Below are 18,543 nucleotides of genomic sequence, written 5' to 3'. Positions count from 1 at the left end.
TTGTGCAGCAGCGCCATCTCTACCATCCGCAGAGGAGCTATCAGTCTTTTGCCGAGATGCAACGCTCCTGAGCTTAAGAGTCAGTCGTCGCGGCACAGGGATCCAATACGAGCTTGGCAGGTGGCGATTTCTTCGGGGGTGAGGTTATCCCAGTTAACATCGCGGCGCAGCACCAGGCCGTTGTGGCCGGTGATGAAGCGGGGCAGTTCGGCTTGGTCGATCACGCTCAGATCCCGCATGTGGTAGGTGGTGTAGTAGGTAACCTCCGGAGCGTCGAAGTCCACATCGATGAGGGTAAGGGTCTTGCGGGGGGGCAGGGGGCTATTCAGGAGGGGGCGGGGGCCGGAGCCGAGGATGCCGCAATGGAGCAGTTGCAGTTGCCCCTTGTGGCCGGGGTAGTAGCCGTGGTGGTGGCCGCTGATGTAAGTGTGGACGCGATATTTCTCCAGCAGGGCCCGTTTGGCGTCTGCCTCCAGCAGCACCTCTCCCGGATCGTCGCGTCCGACGGTAATCGCATAGAGAGGTAGGTGACCGATGACGATGCGCAACTTGGCCTTCTGGGCTCGTTCGCTGGCCAGCGCCGCTTCTGCCCAGGCCATCTGTTCCGGCGGGATGTAGTTGCAGGTGGCATCCCAAACTAAGTAAAACACCCCGTCTTTTTCGAAGGTGTAATAAAAGGGAAAGTCGCCTCGATCCACAAAATTCAAACCGGGATCGTGGGCCGGGTCGTTCCAAAACTCGCGGGCCAGATCCCGTTCTTTTTGGAAGAGAAAGCCCCCGCGCGTGCTGCGGGCACAGGACGCATCGTGGTTGCCCAGCGTGAAGCCGTAGGGCAGTTTGGCAGCACGAAGCGGGCCGGCCACATGCCGGTCAAAGGCTGCCCACATGGCGCGGATGCGCTCCTCCGACAGGCGGGGATCTTGGCCAGCCACCATGTCCCCTCCCCCCAAGACGATATCCGGCTGGAAATAGGGGATGAGGCGGATGGCCCGATCCACCTCCGGGTCGTAGTCCACCGAGCCGTAGATGCCATTCAGGTCGCTGATCACCATCAGGCGCAGATCGCGGCGGGCTGGGATGTAAAGGCCCCGGGGAGCTTCCGGATGGGGGACAACTGTGGGCGTAGGCCGAGGGGTAGGAGGCGGGGAAGCAGGGGATCCCATCTCTGCGGATAGAGGCACAGAAGCAGGGCGCTGCCGACTGGCCCAATAGGCCCCCACCAATCCACTGCTGCCGGCCAATCCCAACAGGCCTAAGATCATTTGGCGCCGCCGCATCCCGCTTCTCCTCAACACCCCAGCGATATTCGTAGATAGGCGATATCGTATTGTAAATAACTGAAGAAAATAACTGATAATTGACGCGCTCCCGTTGGCGCCCTTTCCTCCGCACACTGCCTGGACAGGTCGATGCCCGACGGAGATCTGGAGATCAGCCTTTGGAAACTTCGATTTAGGAATGTTAAACTAGTGTGAATGAGTAACCAGCTATCTCAGACTCGGTATGACTTGAGGTTTGCCCATGCCTCGCCCTGTGGATTCTTTGGAAGCTGCTTTGGAGCGATGCCGGGCGTGCAATCTGCGCCTCAGCCGGCAGCGTCGCTATATTTTGGAACTGCTGTGGCAATGCGGCGAGCACCTTTCTGCCAGAGAGATCTACGACCGCCTCAATCGGCAGGGCAAGCCCATTGGCCACACATCCGTCTATCAAAATCTGGAGGCTCTGGCCAGCCACAACATCATCGAGTGCCTAGATCGCGCCGATGGGCGCCGCTACGGCAATCGTACCCATCCTCACAGCCATGTCAACTGCCTGGATAGCAACCGCATCCTGGACGTAGATGTGGAGCTGCCGCCGGAGCTGCTGGCCCAGGTAGAGCAGAAGACAGGCACTCGCATCCAGAGCTACCGCATTGAGTTCTATGGGGTGGAAAATCCCGGGGAAAGCTGAGCTGGCCAGCCAGTAGATTCTCGGGGCGGGATCCCGAGTTCTTCTGGAAGAGGATGAGCCAATGTCAGTAGGCTCGGTTTTGCCCTTTGCCGATCTGCGACTGGATTTGCTCAAGAGAAGCGGCGGGGGCCAGACACTTGCTGCCCCAGCACACCAACCCCACAGCTCCTGCCGGCAACGGCTCGGCTGCGGTGGGCAGGGCAAAGACGGTGGTGGGCCAAGAGCGCTGTTGCAGCGCAGCAATGTGCTCCGCTTCTAGGGTTGCCTTTACCCAGTTGTTGTACCAATCCAGCCCGACGAACAAACTGGGGCAGACCCGCGGCTGGGTGCTCATGATGTGGGCAAAGGTTTTCAGGGCCTGTTCTGCCCGTTCCAGGTAGTCCAGATCTCCGGTGATGGCGGCCAGGCGCACCAGGTTAGCAACAGCCACCCCATTGGCTGCGGGGGTGGCGTTGTCCTGAAACTCCTTCTCCCGCACCAGCAGCTCCGGGGTGCTCTGGGCGTCGCTGACAAAGTATCCCCCCCTGGCCTCATCCCACAGTCGCGTGTCCATCTCCTGCTGCAGCCGAATGGCGGCCTCCAGCCAGTACTGGGAGCTGGGATCGCCTGTCCGCGGCAGGCAGGCCTGGTGCAAATCCAACAGGGCCTTGATCAGCAGAGCGTAATCTTCCGATTGGGCAGGTACCTGGGCTGTGCCATCGTAGTTCAACCGCAGCAGGGATCCCGTCTGGGGGTGGCGCTGCTGGCTGAGGATGAATTGGGCGGCCCGCAGGGCCAACCGCAGATAGTCCTCCTCGCCAAACACCTGGTAGGCCCGCGCCAGGCCGGAGATCATCAGGCCGTTCCAGGAGACGATCATCTTGGTGTCGGTGACCGGCGGAATGCGTCCTGGCCAAGATTGCCGGCGGGCCGATTGGGCATCTACTGCGGGCGGGAAGGGGGTTCTCCGCTCGGTGGAGCCGTAGCGAGCTCGAAACAAATGGGTCGTCAAAGCCGTTTCCACTTCCGGCGGCAGCTCCCCTCCTTGCCTGCGCTGTAGGACGATACAGCCGGGCCGATCGGGGAAATTGCCCCCCGGCGAGAGGAAGAAAGCCTGCTGCAGGGCGCGGAAGGTTTCTGCATCCAGCAGATCCTGCAGCTCCTGCCAGCGCCAGACGTAGAACTCGCCCTCCTCGGGCTCCGCATCCTCTGCTCGGGCAAAACTGTCGGCATCCTGGGCCGCGTAGAAATACCCGGCAGGGGCGGTCATCTCCCGCGCCACCCATTCCACCGTCAGGCGCACCGCCCGCTCGATGGCCGCATCCTGGATCCCGTGGGCCCACAGCTCGGAGAGAAACTCCAAGATCTGGCCGTTGTCGTAGAGCATTTTTTCAAAGTGGGGCACCGTCCAGGTGGGATCCACGGTGTAGCGGTGAAACCCGCCGGCCACATGGTCGAAGATCCCTCCTAACACCAAGGCCATCCCTCGCTCCTTGGCCCGTTCTAGCGCCGTCGGCGAGCCGGGGATCCCTTCTGGCGGGTCGAAGCGGGCCGAGCGCAACACCAACTGGGCGTAGGGCATCATGGGAAACTGCTGCACTGCCCCGGCGTTGGCCAGCAAGGGTTGGATTTTGGGGATCCCGGAGCGCAACAGGTCAGGGGGAATATGGTCTTCCGGCACCAGGTCGCTGAGGGTGGTCAGGGCCGCCAAGATTTGGCCCTTCATGTCCTCGATTTTGTCTTTTTCCTGGCGGTAAAACTGCAGGATGCGCTGCAGTACGGTCAGAAACCCCGGCCGGCCAAAGCGAGGCTCCACCGGAAAATAGGTGCCCGCGTAGAACGGCACCAGGTCGTCGGGCGTGAGGAAGACATTGAGGGGCCACCCCCCCTGCCCGCTCATGAGCTGCAGCGCCTGCATGTAGATGCTGTCTAGATCAGGCCGCTCCTCGCGATCCACCTTGATGGGCAAAAAATGGGCATTGAGGAAGGCGGCGATCTCCGGGTCGGAGAAGGCTTCCCCCTCCATGACGGTGCACCAGTGACAACTGGAGTAGCCGATGGACAGAAAAATCGGCTTGTCCTCGGCCCGGGCTTTCTCCAGGGCCTCCGGGATCCAAGGCCACCAATCCACCGGATTCTCGGCGTGCTTGCGCAGGTAAAGGCTGGAACACGTGGCGAGGCGATTGGCCATAGGTACACCCTCTCACCCTTTTTGCTTCAGGCTAGCGCGTCCTCTTCCCAAGGCGGAGCCAACCCACTGTTGTTCAAGATACACTGACCTACGCCTCCCCTTGCCCCAGGGATCCCTGTTGGTCAGACCTGCTCCTGTTCGGCAGCCGGGATCAAAAAATCCAGCGGACGCCCGTGCAAAACCAGCGTGGTGCTGGGGTTTTCCACAAAGCCAATGCGCTCGTAAAAGCCGCGCTGATGGGTGGTAAACAGGTAGATGCGCTCCACCGACTGCAGGTGGGGATGGCTGATCAGGGTTTCCACCAGCTTGCGCCCGATGCCCTGCCGTCGATACTCGTGATCGACCACGATGTCCCAGAGGACGGCCCGGTAAACCCCATCGGAGGTGGCGCGGCCAAAGCCAATCAGGCGCTCCCCGTCCCAGGCGCTGACCACCGGGTGGCTGTGGGCGATGGCCCGCTCCATCTCTTCCCGCCGGCGATTTTGGGCCCAAAAGGCGTTGCGGTTCAACAACACCAGGAGCTGATCCAGATCCAGATCTTGCCGCTCCAGGGAGAAGCGAATGTTGCGGTTGTCCACCGGTTGATGAGAAAAGGTGATGACAGGCTCGAGGGAGGGATCGGACATGAAGCAGACCTTGGGCAACGAAGATTGGCAACGGTTCACTGGGCAGCAGAAAACGGCAGCAAGATCGAGGCTAGCCAGCGGAGGCATTGTCGGCGGCCCGCCCTGCCTGCTCCAAAGCATAGGCTTTGAAGCGCTCCAAGTCCGCTTGAATCGTGCTCTCCACCACTTTGCCCACAAACAGGCCGTCCAAGATTTTGCCGAGGAGCCCCGGGATCTTGTAGGCCACCGACAGCTTGACAATAGTACTGCCCTTGCGATCGTAAAACCGCAGTGCCCCCCGATTGGGAAGCCCCTCCACCGATTGCCAGCCGATGTGCTGATGCTTCACCACCGTATGGGTGCGGGAGATCCAACTGAAGGTGAGGCCGCGCGTATCCAGTGTCCACCGCGACAGCTCCTGATCCAGCAGCTCCACCGAGCGGATCCACTTCATCCAGCGCGGCATGAGGGCGAGGTTGGCCCACAGCTCCCACACCTGCTCGATAGGAACCGGGACCTCCACCTGACAGGTGTGCTCTAACCAATCCGACTCTGACATAGGGCCTCCCACACGACATCCGGCAGAGATGAGGGAGCATCCTACGGCTTGACCACAAAGCCTCTAGGAGGGATCCCTGCCTTTACAAAATTTTATATCGACCTAAGATAACAATATCAGCTCAGCCGAGTTTGGGGCTTTGCGCTTTGGAGCAGCTCCAACCTCTCTCCAGGCAAGTTGCAGCTGATGCCCATGAGAGAGATGCAGAAGGCAGGTATCATGGTTGCCATCTGCAAGCTCCACTTGCATCGGCTCGGTGCGTCCACTTGTTTGACTCGACGGAACGATCTCACCATGATTTCCCAGTGGAAGCAGCATCTCAAGAACTACTTCGTGGCGGGGTTGCTGGTGGTGATCCCGTTGGCAACCACCATTTGGCTGACGGTGGAAGTGGCCACCTGGAGCATTGGCTTTTTGACCAGCATTCCCAAGCAGTTTAATCCCATCCAGGGGCTGCACCCGATTTTGATCAACCTCATCGATCTGGCGGTGGGCTTGCTGACGCCAATCCTGCTCATTTTGTTGATTGGCTTCATGGCCCGCAACATTGTTGGCCAGTGGCTGCTCAACCTAAGCGAGCAGTTGCTCCACGCCATCCCGATAGCGGGGCTGGTCTACAAAACCCTGAAGCAATTGGTTAGCGTTTTGTTTGCCCCCAACAACCAGCGCTTTCGACGGGTAGTGCTGGTGGAATATCCTCGGCCTGGGGTTTGGGCGTTAGCTTTTGTAACGGGCGTCATTCAAACTCCCATTCGACCGGATGGGCCGCAGCGCTCCCTCAGCCTGTTCGTGCCCACCACGCCCAACCCAACCACCGGCTGGTACGCCATCGTGCCGGAAGACCAGGTGGTGGAGGTGTTCATGCCGGTGGAGGATGCTTTTAAGATGCTCATCTCCGGCGGGATCGTGACCCCCGAGACCTTTGAGGCGGGTCTCAAACGGCGCGAAGGGGCTCTGGCGGTAACCATGCCCAGCCTGCGGGAGTTGGTGGAGCAGGAGCGGGCGGCAGCATCCACTAGGGCCGACTCAACGGCTGCCGAGGTGGGCTTTGAGGCTTCCTAGTTGGCCGCTTCCTCTGCTGGCAGGCCGGGCTGCCAGAGCTGGTATTCTTTGGCCTGCTCCAGGCGCACGTAGAAGGGCTGCATCTGCCGATCCAAGGCTTCCGCCTGCTCCGGGGGGAAAGCTTTCCAGGCGGCGCGGCTGGCCCAGCGGAGGATGAGGTGGACAAGTTCGGGATCCTCTACATCCAGCCAGACTTCTTTGCCCAAAAAGCCCGGCTGTTGGCGCAGGGCCGGCCCCCAAACCTGCTCGTCTTGTAGGATAAAGGCCCTCTGGCCACCGGGAGGAACGCGGAAGCAGAGGTGCTCGATGGCGATGGGCTGGTCTGACATTGGCAAAGGTTGGCTCTTGGCTGGCTAGGAGGCGGACGAAGGGTTGATCAGCCGCTGCAGGGTGGGAATGAAGTCGGGGTAGGAGATGCGGGCACAGTCGGCCCCTCGAAGGGTGGTGGATCCCTGGGCGGCCAGGGCAGCTACCATCAAGCTCATGGCGATGCGGTGGTCGGCGTGGCTATCCACCTCGGCCCCCTGCAGAGGGATCCCCCCTTTGATTTCCAGGCCGTCGGGATATTCGGTGACCTGGGCCCCCATCCGGCTGAGTTCCTGGGCGATGGCCGCCAAGCGGTCGCTCTCTTTAACCCGCAATTCCGCCGCATCGCGAATGACCGTAGTCCCCTCGGCAAAGGCTGCCGCCACCGCCAAAACCGGGATCTCATCGATGAGGGTGGGAATGAGATCGCCGGCAATGCTGCAACCCCGCAAACGGGCCGAGCGCACGCGCAGATCCCCCAGAGGCTCGCCGGCCACCTCCCGCCGCTTCTCAACCTGAATATCGGCCCCCATCTCCTGCAACACCTGCAGCACGCCGGTGCGCGTGGGGTTGAGACCCACATCCTGTAGCAGCAATTCGCTCTCGGGCACAATCGAGGCGGCCACCAGCCAGAAGGCTGCCGAGCTGATGTCCCCTGGCACCTGCACCGTCTGGCCCACTAGGCGGGATCCCCCCACCACCGCCACGGTTTTTGCCGCCACATCGACAGAGATCTCGGCGCCAAAGGCCCGCAACATCCGCTCCGAGTGGTCGCGGGAAAGGGCCGGCTCTGTAACCTGAGTAGTGCCTTCTGCCAACAGGCCCGCCAGCAGCAGGCAGGACTTGACCTGGGCCGAGGCCACGGGCGAGTGGTAGTGGATCCCCTTTAGGGATCCCCCCTGCACAGCCAGAGGTGCCAGGTTGCCCCCGGCCCGTCCCCAGATGTTGGCCCCCATCTGCCGCAGCGGCTCCACCACCCGTCCCATGGGCCGCGAGCGCAGGGAGCGATCCCCAGTGACAGCAAAAAAGCGACCCGCCTGGCCAGCCAGGATCCCCAACATCAGGCGCAGGGTGGTGCCGGAATTGCCGGCATCCAACACCTCTGCCGGCTCCTGCAGGCGATCCAAGCCCACCCCCTGGATGCGGACGCACTCGCTGTTGAGCTCTGGGATATCGGCCCCCAGGGCCCGAAAACAGGCTGCCGTACTGCGGGGATCCTCCCCCAACGACAGGCCGTGAATGACGGTTTCCCCTTCCGCCAGGGATCCCAGCATCAGGGCGCGGTGGGAGATGGACTTATCGCCTGGAATGCTCACTTGACCGCGCAGGCCGCGGGCGGGCGAGAGCGTCAGGATGTCGGCAGAAGAAGCGGTGGTCAGCACAGCAGCCGTAACACCAAACTAAAGAACAGACAAAGGCAAGAGCAGTCTTAATCATACGTTAGGCTGGAACCTGCCCTGCTCTTGCCGGCGGTCGGCCTTGCACCCAGATGATCCTGAACCACTGGAAGACAGCCCGTCTTTTGACGGCAGCCGACCCTATCCTCGAGGATGAGCTTAACAACATGGATTCCTCGGTCGGGGCCTGGCCTCGGCCTTTTTTTTGCAAGCCCTTACGTTGTGAATGCTAGCGTTTGATGGTACTAGAGTTGTCTACCGATCCTGCAATAGGTAAAGCTAGGAGCGGGGAAAGAATCAAAGCCACCCCCTGCGCCTATGGACTTGGCAAGAGCTGAGCTTGGGGAAATGCTTCTGTACCACCACGAGTCCGTTTTGACGGAGGCAGTGGTGGCCTACCTGCAACCCCAGCAGGGCGGCGCGTTTTTGGACGTGACGTTGGGAGGCGGTGGGCACAGCTTGGCGCTGCTGCAGAGGGGAGCGGATCGCGTGGTGGGGCTGGATCGCGATCCGACGGCTCTGCAAGCGGCCCAGGCGCGTCTGGCCGCAGCCGGGATCCCCGGCAATCGCCTCCAACTCTGGCACCTCAACTTTGCCGATTTCGACCTGCAGCGGCACGGCTTTCGGGATGAGCGAGGGCAGGGGATCCCTTTCGATGGCATCGTAGCCGACCTCGGGGTGAGCTCGCCCCAACTGGACTGCCCCGAGCGGGGCTTTAGCTTTCGCGCCGAGGGGCCGCTCGATATGCGCATGGATCCCACTGCCGATCAGGAAACGGCTGCCGACTGGGTCAACCGCCGCCCCGTCGAGGACTTGATCGACATTTTCGTTCGCTATGGCGAGGAGCGCTTTGCCCGCCGCATCGCCCACCACATCGAACGCTCCCGCCCCCTTTTCACCACCACCCAACTGGCCCACGTAGTCTGGCAGGCGGTGCCGCCGGCGGCAAGACGGGGCCGCATCCACCCGGCCACGCGGATCTTTCAGGCCCTGCGCATTGCCGTGAACCGAGAACTGGAAGCCCTGGAAACCCTGCTGGCCCAGGCTCCCAATTGGCTAAAACCCGGCGGCAGGTTGGCCGTGATCAGCTTTCATAGCCTGGAAGATCGCCTGGTGAAATGGGCCTTTCGTACGGATCCCCGCTGGCAGGTGCTCACCCCCAAACCCCTGTGCCCTTCCGAGCTGGAGCAGCAACGCAATTCCCGCGCCCGCTCCGCCAAACTGCGAGTGGCTGCCCGCAGCAGCTAAGTTGCCGCCCTGCCCCCCTGGAGGCCCTCTGAGGTGCGTGGAGATCGGATAGAGTGGGGCCCAGTTGGCAGCAATTTCTTGGTGTGGGTGAGGTGCAAACCCCTATGGTCAGCCAGCCTTTGAACGCGAGCCGTGGCCGCAGTTTTCTCCCTGTCCAGCGCAAAACCGCGACCTTGGCCCCTCGTTCCCATCTAAGGACTACCCCGCCCCTCCCCGCCGGCAAAGTCAGAACCCGTCGCCCCCAACCCTCGAAATCAGCCTATCCCCATAGCCGGGATCCCGCCTGGAGAGAGCACCTGATCTGGTGGAAGCAGATCTCCACGGGCATGGCCATCGTCTCGGGGTTGTCAGTGCTGAGTGTGTACAGTTGGACGGTGCATACCCAAAGCCGATGGAGCCAGCGCTACCAAGTGTGGCAGCAGATGCAGCGCAACGAACGACAGTTTCTCCTCACCCAAGAGTCCATCGCCAATTCCTTGCGGGAAATCGCCGATCGCTCCGACATGGTGCCTCTGGTACCGGAGCGGATGATCGAGGTGCCAATTGCCCTCCCCAGCACGGCTTCTGGGCAGGGGCAGAGCAAAGCCAAGCCTCTGGAGGCATCCGAGCAAGCCCCTCCTTTTTACCCGGTTGGATACTAATCCAAAGGCTCTAGGCGGTAGCGGCTGAGCCAGTGATCCAAGTGCACCTCCTCCTCATCCAGGAGTTGGGCGTTGATCAGACCCCGCTTGAAGGCAAGGCGAATGGCGCGGGCCCGCAAGCTAAAAGTTGTGCCCCACTCCTCGCTCTCAATTTGGTCGTTGCTCACCTCAAGCTTGTCGTAGAGATTGCGCAGACGATTGGTCACCCCTCGCCGCGACAAAAACCGCCGTGCGGCAATAGCTTGATCGGTGAGGCCGAGGGCAATATCGATCAACACCTCGTACTCAGCATCGCTGAGGCCGGTAATTTTGTTTTGCGAACGGGAATCGACCCCCCGCACCTCCCGATCGATCACGCATTGCTCATCCTGCACCACGGCCTGGATGGCACTGACCAATTTTTCGTCGGTGCAATTCTTCAGGAGATAGCCGTAGACAGTTTGCGGCGGCACGATCTTGTGCAGTTCCCGCACATAAACCTCATCGGCAAAGTGGGACCAAAAGATGATGCGCGTACTGGGTTGCTCCGACCAAACTTGTCGAGCCACCTCGATCCCGCTCATCTCGGGCATGCGGATGTCCAACAACAGGAAGTTGGGACGGTGCTGACGGTAGAGCTCCAATGCCTCTCTGCCGTTGGAGGCCATGTACACCGGGCCAAACTGAGGCAGATGCTGCATCAGCAGGCTGTGCACATGTTGGCGGTAAAGGGTGTCATCTTCAGCAAGGAGGGTGCTCACAGGCCTTGATCGCTAGTCGACCTACTCTATATGTTTCCTACCCTAGAAATCTCTGCGAAGGAAGACAAGGCACTAATGAGCAGTGGCAAAGTCGAGCCAGCGATCCCCTACGGCAGCTACAGGTAGCCCCTCAGGACGGTATTTGATTGACCCGGAACTGTTGCCATTCTTGGCGGGTTCGTTGCAGCATCTGTAGCAGCTCCTCCCACCGTTCGCCTTCGATCAGCCGCTCTATTTTCCCCAACTGGACTTGATAGCCACGCAGGGCGGCCAGGAGCGCCTGTCGGTTGTGACGGGCCATCTCCAGCCCCAACTGCGGGATCCCGCCACCGACACGGCTGGTATCTCGGAACCCGCTGCTGGCCAGGGTGCGAGCCAACTCCAGAATGTCGGGATCCTCCTCTTGGCCGACAGCAGCGATCAAGCCGGCGCCGATCATGACCGGCAAATGGCTGATCCAGGCCACCGCCTGGTCGTGGCGTTTCGGATCGGCCAGGACAACTTCTGCACCGACCGCTGTCACCAGTTCTTTCATCGCCTCGATCGCCTGCGGCTGCGTCTGGGGGAGGGGAGTGAGTACATAGGGCCGCCCCAGAAACAAGCTGGCTTCCGCCGCCTGGATGCCCTGCAACGTCTTGCCGGCCATCGGGTGCCCTCCAACAAACAGCGGCCACAATTCCGTTGCCGGAGCAACAATCGGTTGTTTCACCGAGCCGACATCGCTCACCACCGTCTGCGGCGATAGATGGGGCACCAAGGCCGCCAGCGTGACCAATACCTGCTCCAGGGGGGTGCAGATCACCACCACCTGGGGATCGAAATCAGCCAACTGAGCCAAATCGGTTCCACAGCCCTGCAGCGCTCCCCGTTCCAGCACCGCCTGACAGGTGGCCCGATTGCGGCTGATCCCCCAGACGGGATAACCCTCTTCGCTGAGTTTGAGGGCCAGGGATCCGCCGATCAACCCCAACCCGACAATGGCAATGCGCATGGTTTTCCGTATCTATGGTTACTATTAAGTACTCTGAAACGGCTTGGGGCATGGAGAGACGGCCTTTCCGGATCCCTTCCAGATTAAAACCAGATTAAAGCCAGATTAAAGGCTCCATCCCGCCGCGCAAAAAGCATACAGCGGAGGGATCCAGCAGCTAAGATGGAAGGATGAACTGGGTAACCCCCACAACAGTTCGCCCGGATCTTTCATCTCAGGAGGGGACCGTGCTTCATCGTAGGATCTATCAACTCAGCCGCGAAGGCAAGGATGTGTGGATCTACCTGCGCGATCAGGGACGCTGGCTGGAACGAGCCAAGATCCTCGATATCGAAGGGGATACCATCCTGGTTCGCTACGAAACGGAAGACGAAGAGGAGATTTGCTCCTGGGAGGAGATGATTCGTTTGGAGAGCATCGGAGCTGTTGCCCAGCGCCTTTCCTCCATCCCGAAAGGGGTGCTCAGCACCTCGGATTTGCTCATTTCCGAGGATTGTCCTCCTGCTGAGTTACTGCATTCTCCCTCTTCGCCTCGCGCCACAGAGCCCCTCAGCGAAGAGCATGCCGGCAGCGAGCGCCTTGAAGAGTATTACCTGGATCGGGAAACCTCTGCCGTCCGTGACGGCGAAGCGGAGTCTTTGCTGCCCCTGCGCCTGAACGGAGAAGACCTCAAACGGGCGGATCGGGCCCGAAACGATGTGGAAGGCCAGCGGGAGGGCAACCACGACTGAGCCGCAGTCTTCATGGAAAGCGGCAGAAAGGGATCCCTGGGTAGGATCTATTCTAGGAGGGATCCCCTACGGCAGGGACGAATGGTCAAGGGGCCGTAGAACTCCTCCTGGTAAAGCTCAACCTGCGAGCGAGAAGCCATTAGCAATAGCGACCAGAACACCTGAATCGGGTGGGAAGCCCCGCCACTGCCTTTTAGAGCGCTTTCTTGGCAAAAGTATTGCTGCAGGTCGTCAAAGCTGATTTGGGCGAGACCCTGCTGCCAAAGTTGGGCAAGCAGAGATTCCAGCTCGGCGGCGGTCTCTACGAGGTTTTCTGGGTGGGCCAACTGAGCGACTGCTGATAGCGCTTGCTTGCGAGAAACCCGTTGAGCCAGGGGCCTTGAGGCAGGCTCAAGGCGCTGTTCCAGCAAGGTCTCCAGCTCCTGCAGGTGGCCGATTAGTTCTTTGAGGGTGATGGGCCGAGTCCGACTCGGGCGGGGCACGGCCCTGGGTTGCAACACGCGATCCAGTTGGGCCGACGACCAACTCAGCCAGGGATCCTCCTCCACCTGCACCGGGTTGGTCTCCTCACTTTCTTCGTCTTCCGGCTTCGACAGCGCCATCGCCTTGAGATAGACCAACATAGCGGCATGGAGAAAAGCCTGTCCCGACTCCGACAGGTCATGGCTGCTGGCAGTGGGAGCCATACGGGCTAAAAACCGATCGATGACGTCGATAACCTGCACATCCCACGGGTTAATCTCGCCCCGTTCCGCCAAATCGATAAGCAAAGCAATTGCCTCTTCAGTCGGTGAGTAGGCCATAGTGCCCCTAGCCTCTGTCCCTCACTGTAGCCCCCAAGCGGGATCCCGGCCATCTCCAGCCGGATTCAAACCTCCAGCTCAACTTCTCAAGCCAACCGGCTGTGCAGAGGCGGCGCGATCGTGTAAGAATCGTGTAAGATAGTAGTCCAGCTCTAGCAGTTGCTAGAGTGAGAGTAAGGGCGGTTAGCACAGTGGTAGCGCACTTCCTTCACACGGAAGGGGTCACAAGTTCGAATCTTGTACCGCCCATAGGTTTTGACCTTTAGCAGACAGAGCTCCCCCTTCTCCTGCTGGGTGCTGCTTCTGTCTACAGGCTCCCCCGCCTTTGCTGGGGAGCCACCGCTTATCGGCAACGAGGACAGACAGCTTCCTCCCTGCCCTTAGGCAGGTGCTTCAATCGGGGTAGGCTGGGAAGATGCAGGGCTCCCCTGACTATAACCAAAAGCCAGGAGATGCTGCATGAGTCCCTTCACCAACCCTCCTCAATCATTGACTGCCGGCGAGTTTTTATCTCACTTAGAGGAGATAACAGGAGCCTACAAAGTCAAGACGTCTATTATCACCTTTTACAGCAGAATTTGGAGCCAAGCATTCGATCTCAAGTTTTCCAAGGGTCAGTGGGTTTTCGGGTACAGCCCCTACTGGAGAGCGCTTCTGGAAGCCAAGCTCCAAACCAGCGAATACTATCCAATATCTTGCGTTGTCAGGACCTTCACTGACGAAAAACACAAGCGCAAGGCCCCAAATGGCAAAACCGTCTTGATCCCGACCAAAGAGCTAAGGATGTTCTTTCTTCCCGCTCCAGGTCAGGTTATTAAGCTAACTCCAGAGGAATGCTTTGCCTGTCACCATACGGACTCCCAAACAGGAGAGCCACTCCCCCTTGAGCAAGATGTCAAGTTCTTGTAGTGGCGGCAGTGGGAGTTAGAAACTCTGCCGGGGCTGGGGCCATGTAGCTTAACCCCAATCAAGAGCTTGGCTGCAAGCGCAACAGGGATCCGTTGGGGGCATCCGTCAGCAGGTAAAGCAAGCCATCCGGCCCCTGGCGCACATCCCGGATACGGCCAACCGCCCCTTCCAGAAGGCGCTCTTCTGCCACAACGCGATCCCCATCCAGCACCAAGCGCGCCAGGTGTTGCCCGGCCAGCGCTCCCACGAATAGGTTGCCTCGCCATTCGGGGAAAGCCTCTCCTGTGTAGAAAGTCATGCCAGAAGGGGCAATGGAGGGGGTCCAGTGCAGCAGCGGCGAAGCCAATCCAGGAGCTGCCGCCAGTCCTTGACCAACCGGTTCGCCGCTGTACTCCCGACCATGGGTAATCAGGGGCCAGCCGTAGTTGATGCCGGGGGCCAAGATGTTGATCTCGTCCCCACCTTGCGGCCCATGTTCGTGCGTCCAAATGGCTCCTGTATCGGGGTGGCGGGCCATTCCCTGAATGTTGCGGTGGCCGTAGGTAAAAATTTGCGGCAAAGCCCCCGCTTGATTCACGAAAGGATTGTCCGCCGGGATCCCGCCTGTATCCGTAACGCGCAACACCTTGCCAGCAGCATCCCCCAGATCCTGAGCCCGATCCCGCTCGCCGCGGTCGCCGGTGCTGATGTAGAGAAACCCTTCTTCGTCAAAGGCCAGGCGGGAGCCGAAGTGCTGTTGGGCAGGCGTCTTGCGCTCCATGTCAAAGATCACTTCCAGATCCTGGAGTCCCTTCTCCCCCAGGCGGGCCCGCGCCACCCGCGTCCCCCCGCCGCCCGGCCCAGGAGCCGCATAGGACAGGTAAATCCAGCCGTTCTCCGCGTAGTTGGGGTGCAAGGCGATATCCAGCAGCCCTCCCTGGCCGCGGGCAAACACCTCCGGCACCCCGGCAATGGGCTGGGGATCCAACCCCTGCTCGGTAACTCGGCGCAGCCGGCCCGGACGTTCGGTAACCAGGATGGTGCCATCCGGCAGAAAGGCCATTCCCCAGGGATGCTCCAGCCCGCTTGCCAACGTCACCACCCGAAAGCGCTGCTGGCTTTTGGCTCTGGGCAGAGCTTGGGCGTGATCCCCCTGTTGCAGGGACATGACCGTTTCCGGGCTAACCGGGTAGGCCCCCACGGCAGCAGGGACAAATACCCCTCCCAAAAGCAACAAGGAGAGGAGTGGTATCGCCGGGATCCGCATGGCCATTGCCGCCTCGTTTTCGCGATGGATTTTGAGGTCTGAGCTAGCCGATCATTGCTGCTGCTCTTCACAAAAAGATGTACCGATGGGAGCAAAGTTGGCTGCGCACAAGAGTGGGGAGCTCCCTGTTCCCTTGCGGCCTTGGGTTAGCCTTGAGGGCGGCGATCTGTCCCCAACCCATGCTGGAACCCGGCGAGATCTTCGGCCAATTCCCCGCCCGCCCACCCCAGCGGCAAACCTGCGGATCCCTGCAGGAACTCCAGATCCATCCCAGAGGGATCCAATTGCTCTGCAGGCAGGGCTGCTGGTCTGTGCAGGTGCTCACCCCTCGTCTGCTGCGGCTGCGCTTTAGCCCCAGCGGCGAGTTCTTGCCCCGCCGCTCTTGGGATGTGGCTCTGGCGGATGAAGAGTGGCCGCCGGCTTTTTTTGAGCTGCAGGAAAGCCCCACCCAAGTTCACCTAGCCACCTCTCAGGTGCAACTGCAGATCGACCGGGATCCCCTCCGCTTTAGCTTTCGCGATCCCCAAGGCCAGGTCTTTTGTGCCGATCTCCCCGCCGGCCTCAGTTGGGGATCCGATGACATCCGCCTGGTCAAATCCCTCCACCCCGCCGAGCGCATCTACGGCCTGGGAGAACGGGCTGGCCTGCTCAACAAGCGGGGCCGGCGCTACAGCCACTGGACCCGCGACTGCTGGGGCTACGACGCCCAGAGCGACAACCTCTATCTGGCCATTCCCTTCGCCCTGGTTCTACGTCCTGGCCTCTCCTACGGCCTTTTTCTGCACTGCACCCACTGGAGCCAGTTCGACCTGGGCCAGGCGGATCCTAAACAGTGGGCCATCGAAGTGCGCGCCCCCGAGCTGGACTACTACCTCATCTACGGCCCCACCCCCGCCCTGGTGCTCCAGACCTACACCCAGCTCACCGGGCGAACCCCCCTGCCTCCTCTCTGGGCCCTCGGCTACCAGCAGTGTCGCTGGAGCTACGCCAGCGCCGCCCAGGTTCTGGCTGTCGCCAAGCAATTTCGCCAGCGCCAGATCCCCTGCGACGCCATCTACCTGGATATTGACTACATGCGCGGCTACCGGGTCTTTACCTGGGATCCCCGCCGTTTCCCTGAACCAGCCCAGCTCATGGCCCAGCTTCACGAAGCCGGCTTCCGAGGGGTAGCCATTGTCGATCCCGGCGTCAAGTTCGATCCCGAAGCTGACTACGCCGTCTTTGACGAGGGCCTGGCCCAGGACTTCTTCATTCGCCGCGCCGATGGCCACCTCTTCCACGGCTATGTTTGGCCGGGCAAAGTCCTCTTTCCCGACTTCTCGTGCCCCGAAGTGCGGCGGTGGTGGGGATCCTGGCAACGGGTTCTCACCCAAGCCGGTGTGGATGGCATCTGGAACGACATGAACGAGCCGGCCCTCAACGACCGCCCCTTCGGCGACGGCGGCCAGATCGTGGATATCCCCCCCGACGCCCCCCAAGGCCCTCCTGAGGAGCGCACCACCCACGCCGAGGTACACAACCTCTACGGCCTGCTCATGGCCCGCGCCTCCCGCGAGGGTCTAGAACAGCTCAACCCCGCCCGGCGCCCCTTTGTCCTCACCCGCTCCGGCTTTGCCGGGATCCAGCGCTGGGCTGCCGTCTGGACAGGCGACAACCAATCCTCCTGGGAACACCTGGAGATGTCCCTGCCCATGCTCCTCAACCTGGGCCTGTCGGGAGTTAGCTTTGTCGGGGCCGACATCGGCGGCTTCGGGGGCAATGCCACTCCTGAACTGTTTGCCCGCTGGATGCAAATGGGGATCCTCTACCCCCTCATGCGCGGCCACAGCGCCCTGGGCACCCGTCCCCACGAGCCCTGGAGCTTTGGCCCTGAGGTGGAAGCCATTGCTCAGCAGGCCATCCAGCTTCGCTACCGGCTTCTGCCCTACCTCTACAGCCTCTTCTGGGAGTCCAGCCAAACCGGCTCCCCCATCCTGCGCCCCCTGTTCTACGAATTTCCCGACGATCCCCAGACCTACGAGATCTCGGATCAAGCCCTGCTGGGATCCGCTCTTCTGGCTGCCCCCGTCGTCCGCCCCGGCGTCCGCTGCCGCGCCGTCTATCTCCCCGCAGGCACTTGGTTTGACTGGTGGACAGGCCAAGCCCAGCGCGGCCCCGGCTCCATCCTCGTCCCCGCCTCTCTGGAGCAGCTTCCCCTGTTTGTGCGCGGCGGCTCCATCCTTCCCCTGGCTCCTCCCTGCCAATCCACCGCCCACCTGCGCCGCGACCAGCTCCACCTCCGCCTCTATCCCGGCGACGGCAGTTTCACCCTCTACGAAGACGACGGCCAAACCCTCGCCTACCAAAGCGGCCATTGGGCCACCACCACTTTCTGCCTGCGCCAAGAAGCCCACCAGCTCATCCTGGAGATCCAGCCGCGCCAGGGCAGTTGGATCCCGCCCCAACGCAACTGGATCCTCGAGCCCCTCGGCCAGAGCCCGCTTATTTTGGCAGACAGCGGACAAGCCCAGCAGATTCGCCTGCCCACTCCAGAAGGATCCCGCCCCTAGCCCACTGCCCTCACCGCCTCCAGCAGTTCGCGGTTGTCCCGCTTGAAGATGGGCAGCCACTCCACATGCTGATAGCGCAGGATCCCTTGGCTGTCCACCACAAAATAGGCCCGCCGCGTCCCCAAAAAACTGTCTACCCCATAGAGCTGGCTCACCTTCCTATCCACATCGCTTAGGAGGGGAAACTCCAGCTTAAGCTGCTCGGCAAAAGCTTCGTGTCGAGAGAGGGGATCGCTACTGATGCCCAGGATCTCACACCCTGCCGCCCGAAAAGCTCCCCAATCCTCCCGAAAGCAGCGCATCTCGCTTGTGCACACCGGCGAGAAGTCCGCCGGGTAAAAAGCCAGCAACACCTTGCTCTTGCCTCGGTAGGCCCCCAGCGAAATCGTCGCCCCCTTCGGGATCCCTTTCCCCACTGCAGGCAGGTTGAAGTCAGGAGCTGCAGTCCCAATCACAATCCCCATAAAGCCGTCCGAAACCTTAAGATCCCCTCACCAGTCTAACGGCGAATCCGGATCCCTTGCTGCGTCTGGAGGGGTTATGGTGGGTGGTATTGACATATGGGTTGAGGTGGGGGTAAGGTAGTAAAGCGCCAGCAAGGCCACCGGCCACGGCGCGCCAGAACCTTGACAAGTA

17 protein-coding genes, 1 tRNA gene and 1 pseudogene are annotated in these 18,543 nt (G+C 61.1%); 8 read left to right on the top strand and 11 right to left on the bottom strand.

The genetic code is table 11. The features are described from left to right. Positions 1 to 80: 80 nt before the first annotated feature. Positions 81 to 1,277: a metallophosphoesterase gene (locus tag SYN60AY4M2_RS10700; RefSeq protein WP_011431096.1), complete on the bottom strand. Its 1,197-nt coding sequence runs from the start codon at positions 1,275 to 1,277 to the stop codon at positions 81 to 83. Positions 1,278 to 1,521: 244 nt separating this feature from the next. On the opposite strand from SYN60AY4M2_RS10700, the gene SYN60AY4M2_RS10695 reads away from it, so the two are divergent. Continuing rightward, positions 1,522 to 1,950, top strand: a complete 429-nt coding sequence (locus SYN60AY4M2_RS10695; protein WP_099812884.1) for a Fur family transcriptional regulator — start codon at positions 1,522 to 1,524, stop codon at positions 1,948 to 1,950. Between the two features lie 64 nt (positions 1,951 to 2,014). On the opposite strand, the gene SYN60AY4M2_RS10690 is transcribed toward SYN60AY4M2_RS10695, so the two are convergent. The 3 genes from SYN60AY4M2_RS10690 to SYN60AY4M2_RS10680 form a co-directional block, all read right to left on the bottom strand. Continuing rightward, entirely contained in the window at positions 2,015 to 4,120 is a 2,106-nt protein-coding gene (locus SYN60AY4M2_RS10690; RefSeq protein WP_099812883.1) for a thioredoxin domain-containing protein, read from the bottom strand. 122 nt (positions 4,121 to 4,242) lie between these two features. Continuing rightward, complete coding sequence (locus tag SYN60AY4M2_RS10685) at positions 4,243 to 4,746, bottom strand: GNAT family N-acetyltransferase (protein ID WP_099813335.1); 504 nt, start codon at positions 4,744 to 4,746, stop codon at positions 4,243 to 4,245. 70 nt (positions 4,747 to 4,816) lie between these two features. Further along, positions 4,817 to 5,284: an SRPBCC family protein gene (locus tag SYN60AY4M2_RS10680; RefSeq protein ID WP_011431100.1), complete on the bottom strand. Its 468-nt coding sequence runs from the start codon at positions 5,282 to 5,284 to the stop codon at positions 4,817 to 4,819. A 294-nt stretch (positions 5,285 to 5,578) separates the two neighbouring features. Between SYN60AY4M2_RS10680 and SYN60AY4M2_RS10675 the strand changes: the two genes are divergently transcribed. Further along, positions 5,579 to 6,346 carry a DUF502 domain-containing protein gene (locus tag SYN60AY4M2_RS10675; protein ID WP_168173335.1) on the top strand — a complete coding sequence of 256 codons (768 nt, stop codon included), beginning with the start codon at positions 5,579 to 5,581 and terminating at the stop codon, positions 6,344 to 6,346. Here SYN60AY4M2_RS10675 and SYN60AY4M2_RS10670 read toward each other — a convergent pair. Together SYN60AY4M2_RS10670 and aroA are read right to left on the bottom strand one after the other, a co-directional pair. Continuing rightward, a complete protein-coding gene (locus tag SYN60AY4M2_RS10670; protein WP_099812882.1) occupies positions 6,343 to 6,675 on the bottom strand; it encodes a TIGR03792 family protein in 333 nt (110 codons plus the stop codon). The genes SYN60AY4M2_RS10675 and SYN60AY4M2_RS10670 overlap by 4 nt on opposite strands. Before the next feature lie 24 nt (positions 6,676 to 6,699). After that, entirely contained in the window at positions 6,700 to 8,034 is a 1,335-nt protein-coding gene (aroA, locus tag SYN60AY4M2_RS10665; RefSeq protein WP_011431103.1) for a 3-phosphoshikimate 1-carboxyvinyltransferase, read from the bottom strand. 333 nt (positions 8,035 to 8,367) lie between these two features. Here aroA and rsmH point away from each other — a divergent pair, with 333 nt between their 5' ends. Next, the gene (gene rsmH / locus SYN60AY4M2_RS10660; protein WP_011431104.1) at positions 8,368 to 9,297 is read left to right on the top strand and encodes a 16S rRNA (cytosine(1402)-N(4))-methyltransferase RsmH; all 930 of its coding nucleotides are present in this window, start codon (positions 8,368 to 8,370) and stop codon (positions 9,295 to 9,297) included. Between the two features lie 104 nt (positions 9,298 to 9,401). After that, positions 9,402 to 9,938: a hypothetical protein gene (locus SYN60AY4M2_RS10655; RefSeq protein ID WP_011431105.1), complete on the top strand. Its 537-nt coding sequence runs from the start codon at positions 9,402 to 9,404 to the stop codon at positions 9,936 to 9,938. Here SYN60AY4M2_RS10655 and SYN60AY4M2_RS10650 read toward each other — a convergent pair. Further along, positions 9,935 to 10,678, bottom strand: a complete 744-nt coding sequence (locus tag SYN60AY4M2_RS10650) for a response regulator transcription factor (protein ID WP_099812881.1) — start codon at positions 10,676 to 10,678, stop codon at positions 9,935 to 9,937. The genes SYN60AY4M2_RS10655 and SYN60AY4M2_RS10650 overlap by 4 nt on opposite strands. Positions 10,679 to 10,808: 130 nt before the next feature. Then, positions 10,809 to 11,669, bottom strand: coding sequence for a prephenate/arogenate dehydrogenase (locus SYN60AY4M2_RS10645; protein WP_011431107.1), 861 nt, complete (start codon positions 11,667 to 11,669; stop codon positions 10,809 to 10,811). Between the two features lie 227 nt (positions 11,670 to 11,896). Between SYN60AY4M2_RS10645 and SYN60AY4M2_RS14515 the strand changes: the two are divergent. Next, positions 11,897 to 12,187, top strand: a pseudogene (locus tag SYN60AY4M2_RS14515) (DUF6679 family protein); the annotation flags it as partial. 260 nt (positions 12,188 to 12,447) lie between these two features. On the opposite strand, the gene SYN60AY4M2_RS10635 reads toward SYN60AY4M2_RS14515, so the two are convergent. Next, positions 12,448 to 13,203 (bottom strand): ScpA family protein, encoded by a 756-nt coding sequence (locus SYN60AY4M2_RS10635; RefSeq protein ID WP_011431109.1) that lies wholly within the window; start codon positions 13,201 to 13,203, stop codon positions 12,448 to 12,450. Positions 13,204 to 13,380: 177 nt separating this feature from the next. Between SYN60AY4M2_RS10635 and SYN60AY4M2_RS10630 the strand changes: the two genes are divergently transcribed. Together SYN60AY4M2_RS10630 and SYN60AY4M2_RS10625 are read left to right on the top strand one after the other, a co-directional pair. Continuing rightward, positions 13,381 to 13,452, top strand: a tRNA-Val gene (locus tag SYN60AY4M2_RS10630). Positions 13,453 to 13,662: 210 nt separating this feature from the next. Next, positions 13,663 to 14,112: a hypothetical protein gene (locus tag SYN60AY4M2_RS10625; RefSeq protein ID WP_041438520.1), complete on the top strand. Its 450-nt coding sequence runs from the start codon at positions 13,663 to 13,665 to the stop codon at positions 14,110 to 14,112. A gap of 58 nt (positions 14,113 to 14,170) precedes the next feature. Here the strand turns inward: SYN60AY4M2_RS10625 and SYN60AY4M2_RS10620 are convergent, their stop codons facing one another. Continuing rightward, on the bottom strand, positions 14,171 to 15,364 hold the full coding sequence (locus SYN60AY4M2_RS10620) for a PQQ-dependent sugar dehydrogenase (RefSeq protein ID WP_228375286.1): 1,194 nt from the start codon (positions 15,362 to 15,364) through the stop codon (positions 14,171 to 14,173). A gap of 173 nt (positions 15,365 to 15,537) precedes the next feature. Here SYN60AY4M2_RS10620 and SYN60AY4M2_RS10615 point away from each other — a divergent pair, with 173 nt between their 5' ends. After that, positions 15,538 to 17,907, top strand: coding sequence for a glycoside hydrolase family 31 protein (locus tag SYN60AY4M2_RS10615; protein WP_240527827.1), 2,370 nt, complete (start codon positions 15,538 to 15,540; stop codon positions 17,905 to 17,907). On the opposite strand, the gene SYN60AY4M2_RS10610 is transcribed toward SYN60AY4M2_RS10615, so the two are convergent. Continuing rightward, positions 17,904 to 18,371 (bottom strand): peroxiredoxin family protein, encoded by a 468-nt coding sequence (locus tag SYN60AY4M2_RS10610; RefSeq protein ID WP_011431112.1) that lies wholly within the window; start codon positions 18,369 to 18,371, stop codon positions 17,904 to 17,906. The two genes, SYN60AY4M2_RS10615 and SYN60AY4M2_RS10610, sit on opposite strands and share 4 nt — an antisense overlap. Positions 18,372 to 18,543: the final 172 nt, after the last annotated feature.

This window comes from Synechococcus sp. 60AY4M2 (assembly GCF_002760375.1).
Taxonomy (GTDB): domain Bacteria; phylum Cyanobacteriota; class Cyanobacteriia; order Thermostichales; family Thermostichaceae; genus Thermostichus.
This window is presented reverse-complemented; position numbering and strand designations above follow the sequence as displayed.

Bases quoted from the DNA above. Each gene is read 5' to 3' on its own strand.
- SYN60AY4M2_RS10675 (WP_168173335.1), top strand. From the start codon at position 5,579: ATGATTTCCCAGTGGAAGCAGCATCTCAAGAACTACTTCGTGGCGGGG.
- rsmH (WP_011431104.1), top strand. From the start codon at position 8,368: ATGGACTTGGCAAGAGCTGAGCTTGGGGAAATGCTTCTGTACCACCAC.
- SYN60AY4M2_RS10610 (WP_011431112.1), bottom strand. From the start codon at position 18,371: ATGGGGATTGTGATTGGGACTGCAGCTCCTGACTTCAACCTGCCTGCA.
- SYN60AY4M2_RS10625 (WP_041438520.1), top strand. From the start codon at position 13,663: ATGAGTCCCTTCACCAACCCTCCTCAATCATTGACTGCCGGCGAGTTT.
- SYN60AY4M2_RS10635 (WP_011431109.1), bottom strand. From the start codon at position 13,203: ATGGCCTACTCACCGACTGAAGAGGCAATTGCTTTGCTTATCGATTTG.
- SYN60AY4M2_RS10645 (WP_011431107.1), bottom strand. From the start codon at position 11,669: ATGCGCATTGCCATTGTCGGGTTGGGGTTGATCGGCGGATCCCTGGCC.
- SYN60AY4M2_RS10685 (WP_099813335.1), bottom strand. From the start codon at position 4,746: ATGTCCGATCCCTCCCTCGAGCCTGTCATCACCTTTTCTCATCAACCG.
- SYN60AY4M2_RS10670 (WP_099812882.1), bottom strand. From the start codon at position 6,675: ATGTCAGACCAGCCCATCGCCATCGAGCACCTCTGCTTCCGCGTTCCT.
- SYN60AY4M2_RS10690 (WP_099812883.1), bottom strand. From the start codon at position 4,120: ATGGCCAATCGCCTCGCCACGTGTTCCAGCCTTTACCTGCGCAAGCAC.
- SYN60AY4M2_RS10680 (WP_011431100.1), bottom strand. From the start codon at position 5,284: ATGTCAGAGTCGGATTGGTTAGAGCACACCTGTCAGGTGGAGGTCCCG.
- SYN60AY4M2_RS10700 (WP_011431096.1), bottom strand. From the start codon at position 1,277: ATGCGGCGGCGCCAAATGATCTTAGGCCTGTTGGGATTGGCCGGCAGC.
- SYN60AY4M2_RS10655 (WP_011431105.1), top strand. From the start codon at position 9,402: ATGGTCAGCCAGCCTTTGAACGCGAGCCGTGGCCGCAGTTTTCTCCCT.
- SYN60AY4M2_RS10620 (WP_228375286.1), bottom strand. From the start codon at position 15,364: ATGGCCATGCGGATCCCGGCGATACCACTCCTCTCCTTGTTGCTTTTG.
- SYN60AY4M2_RS10695 (WP_099812884.1), top strand. From the start codon at position 1,522: ATGCCTCGCCCTGTGGATTCTTTGGAAGCTGCTTTGGAGCGATGCCGG.
- SYN60AY4M2_RS10615 (WP_240527827.1), top strand. From the start codon at position 15,538: ATGCTGGAACCCGGCGAGATCTTCGGCCAATTCCCCGCCCGCCCACCC.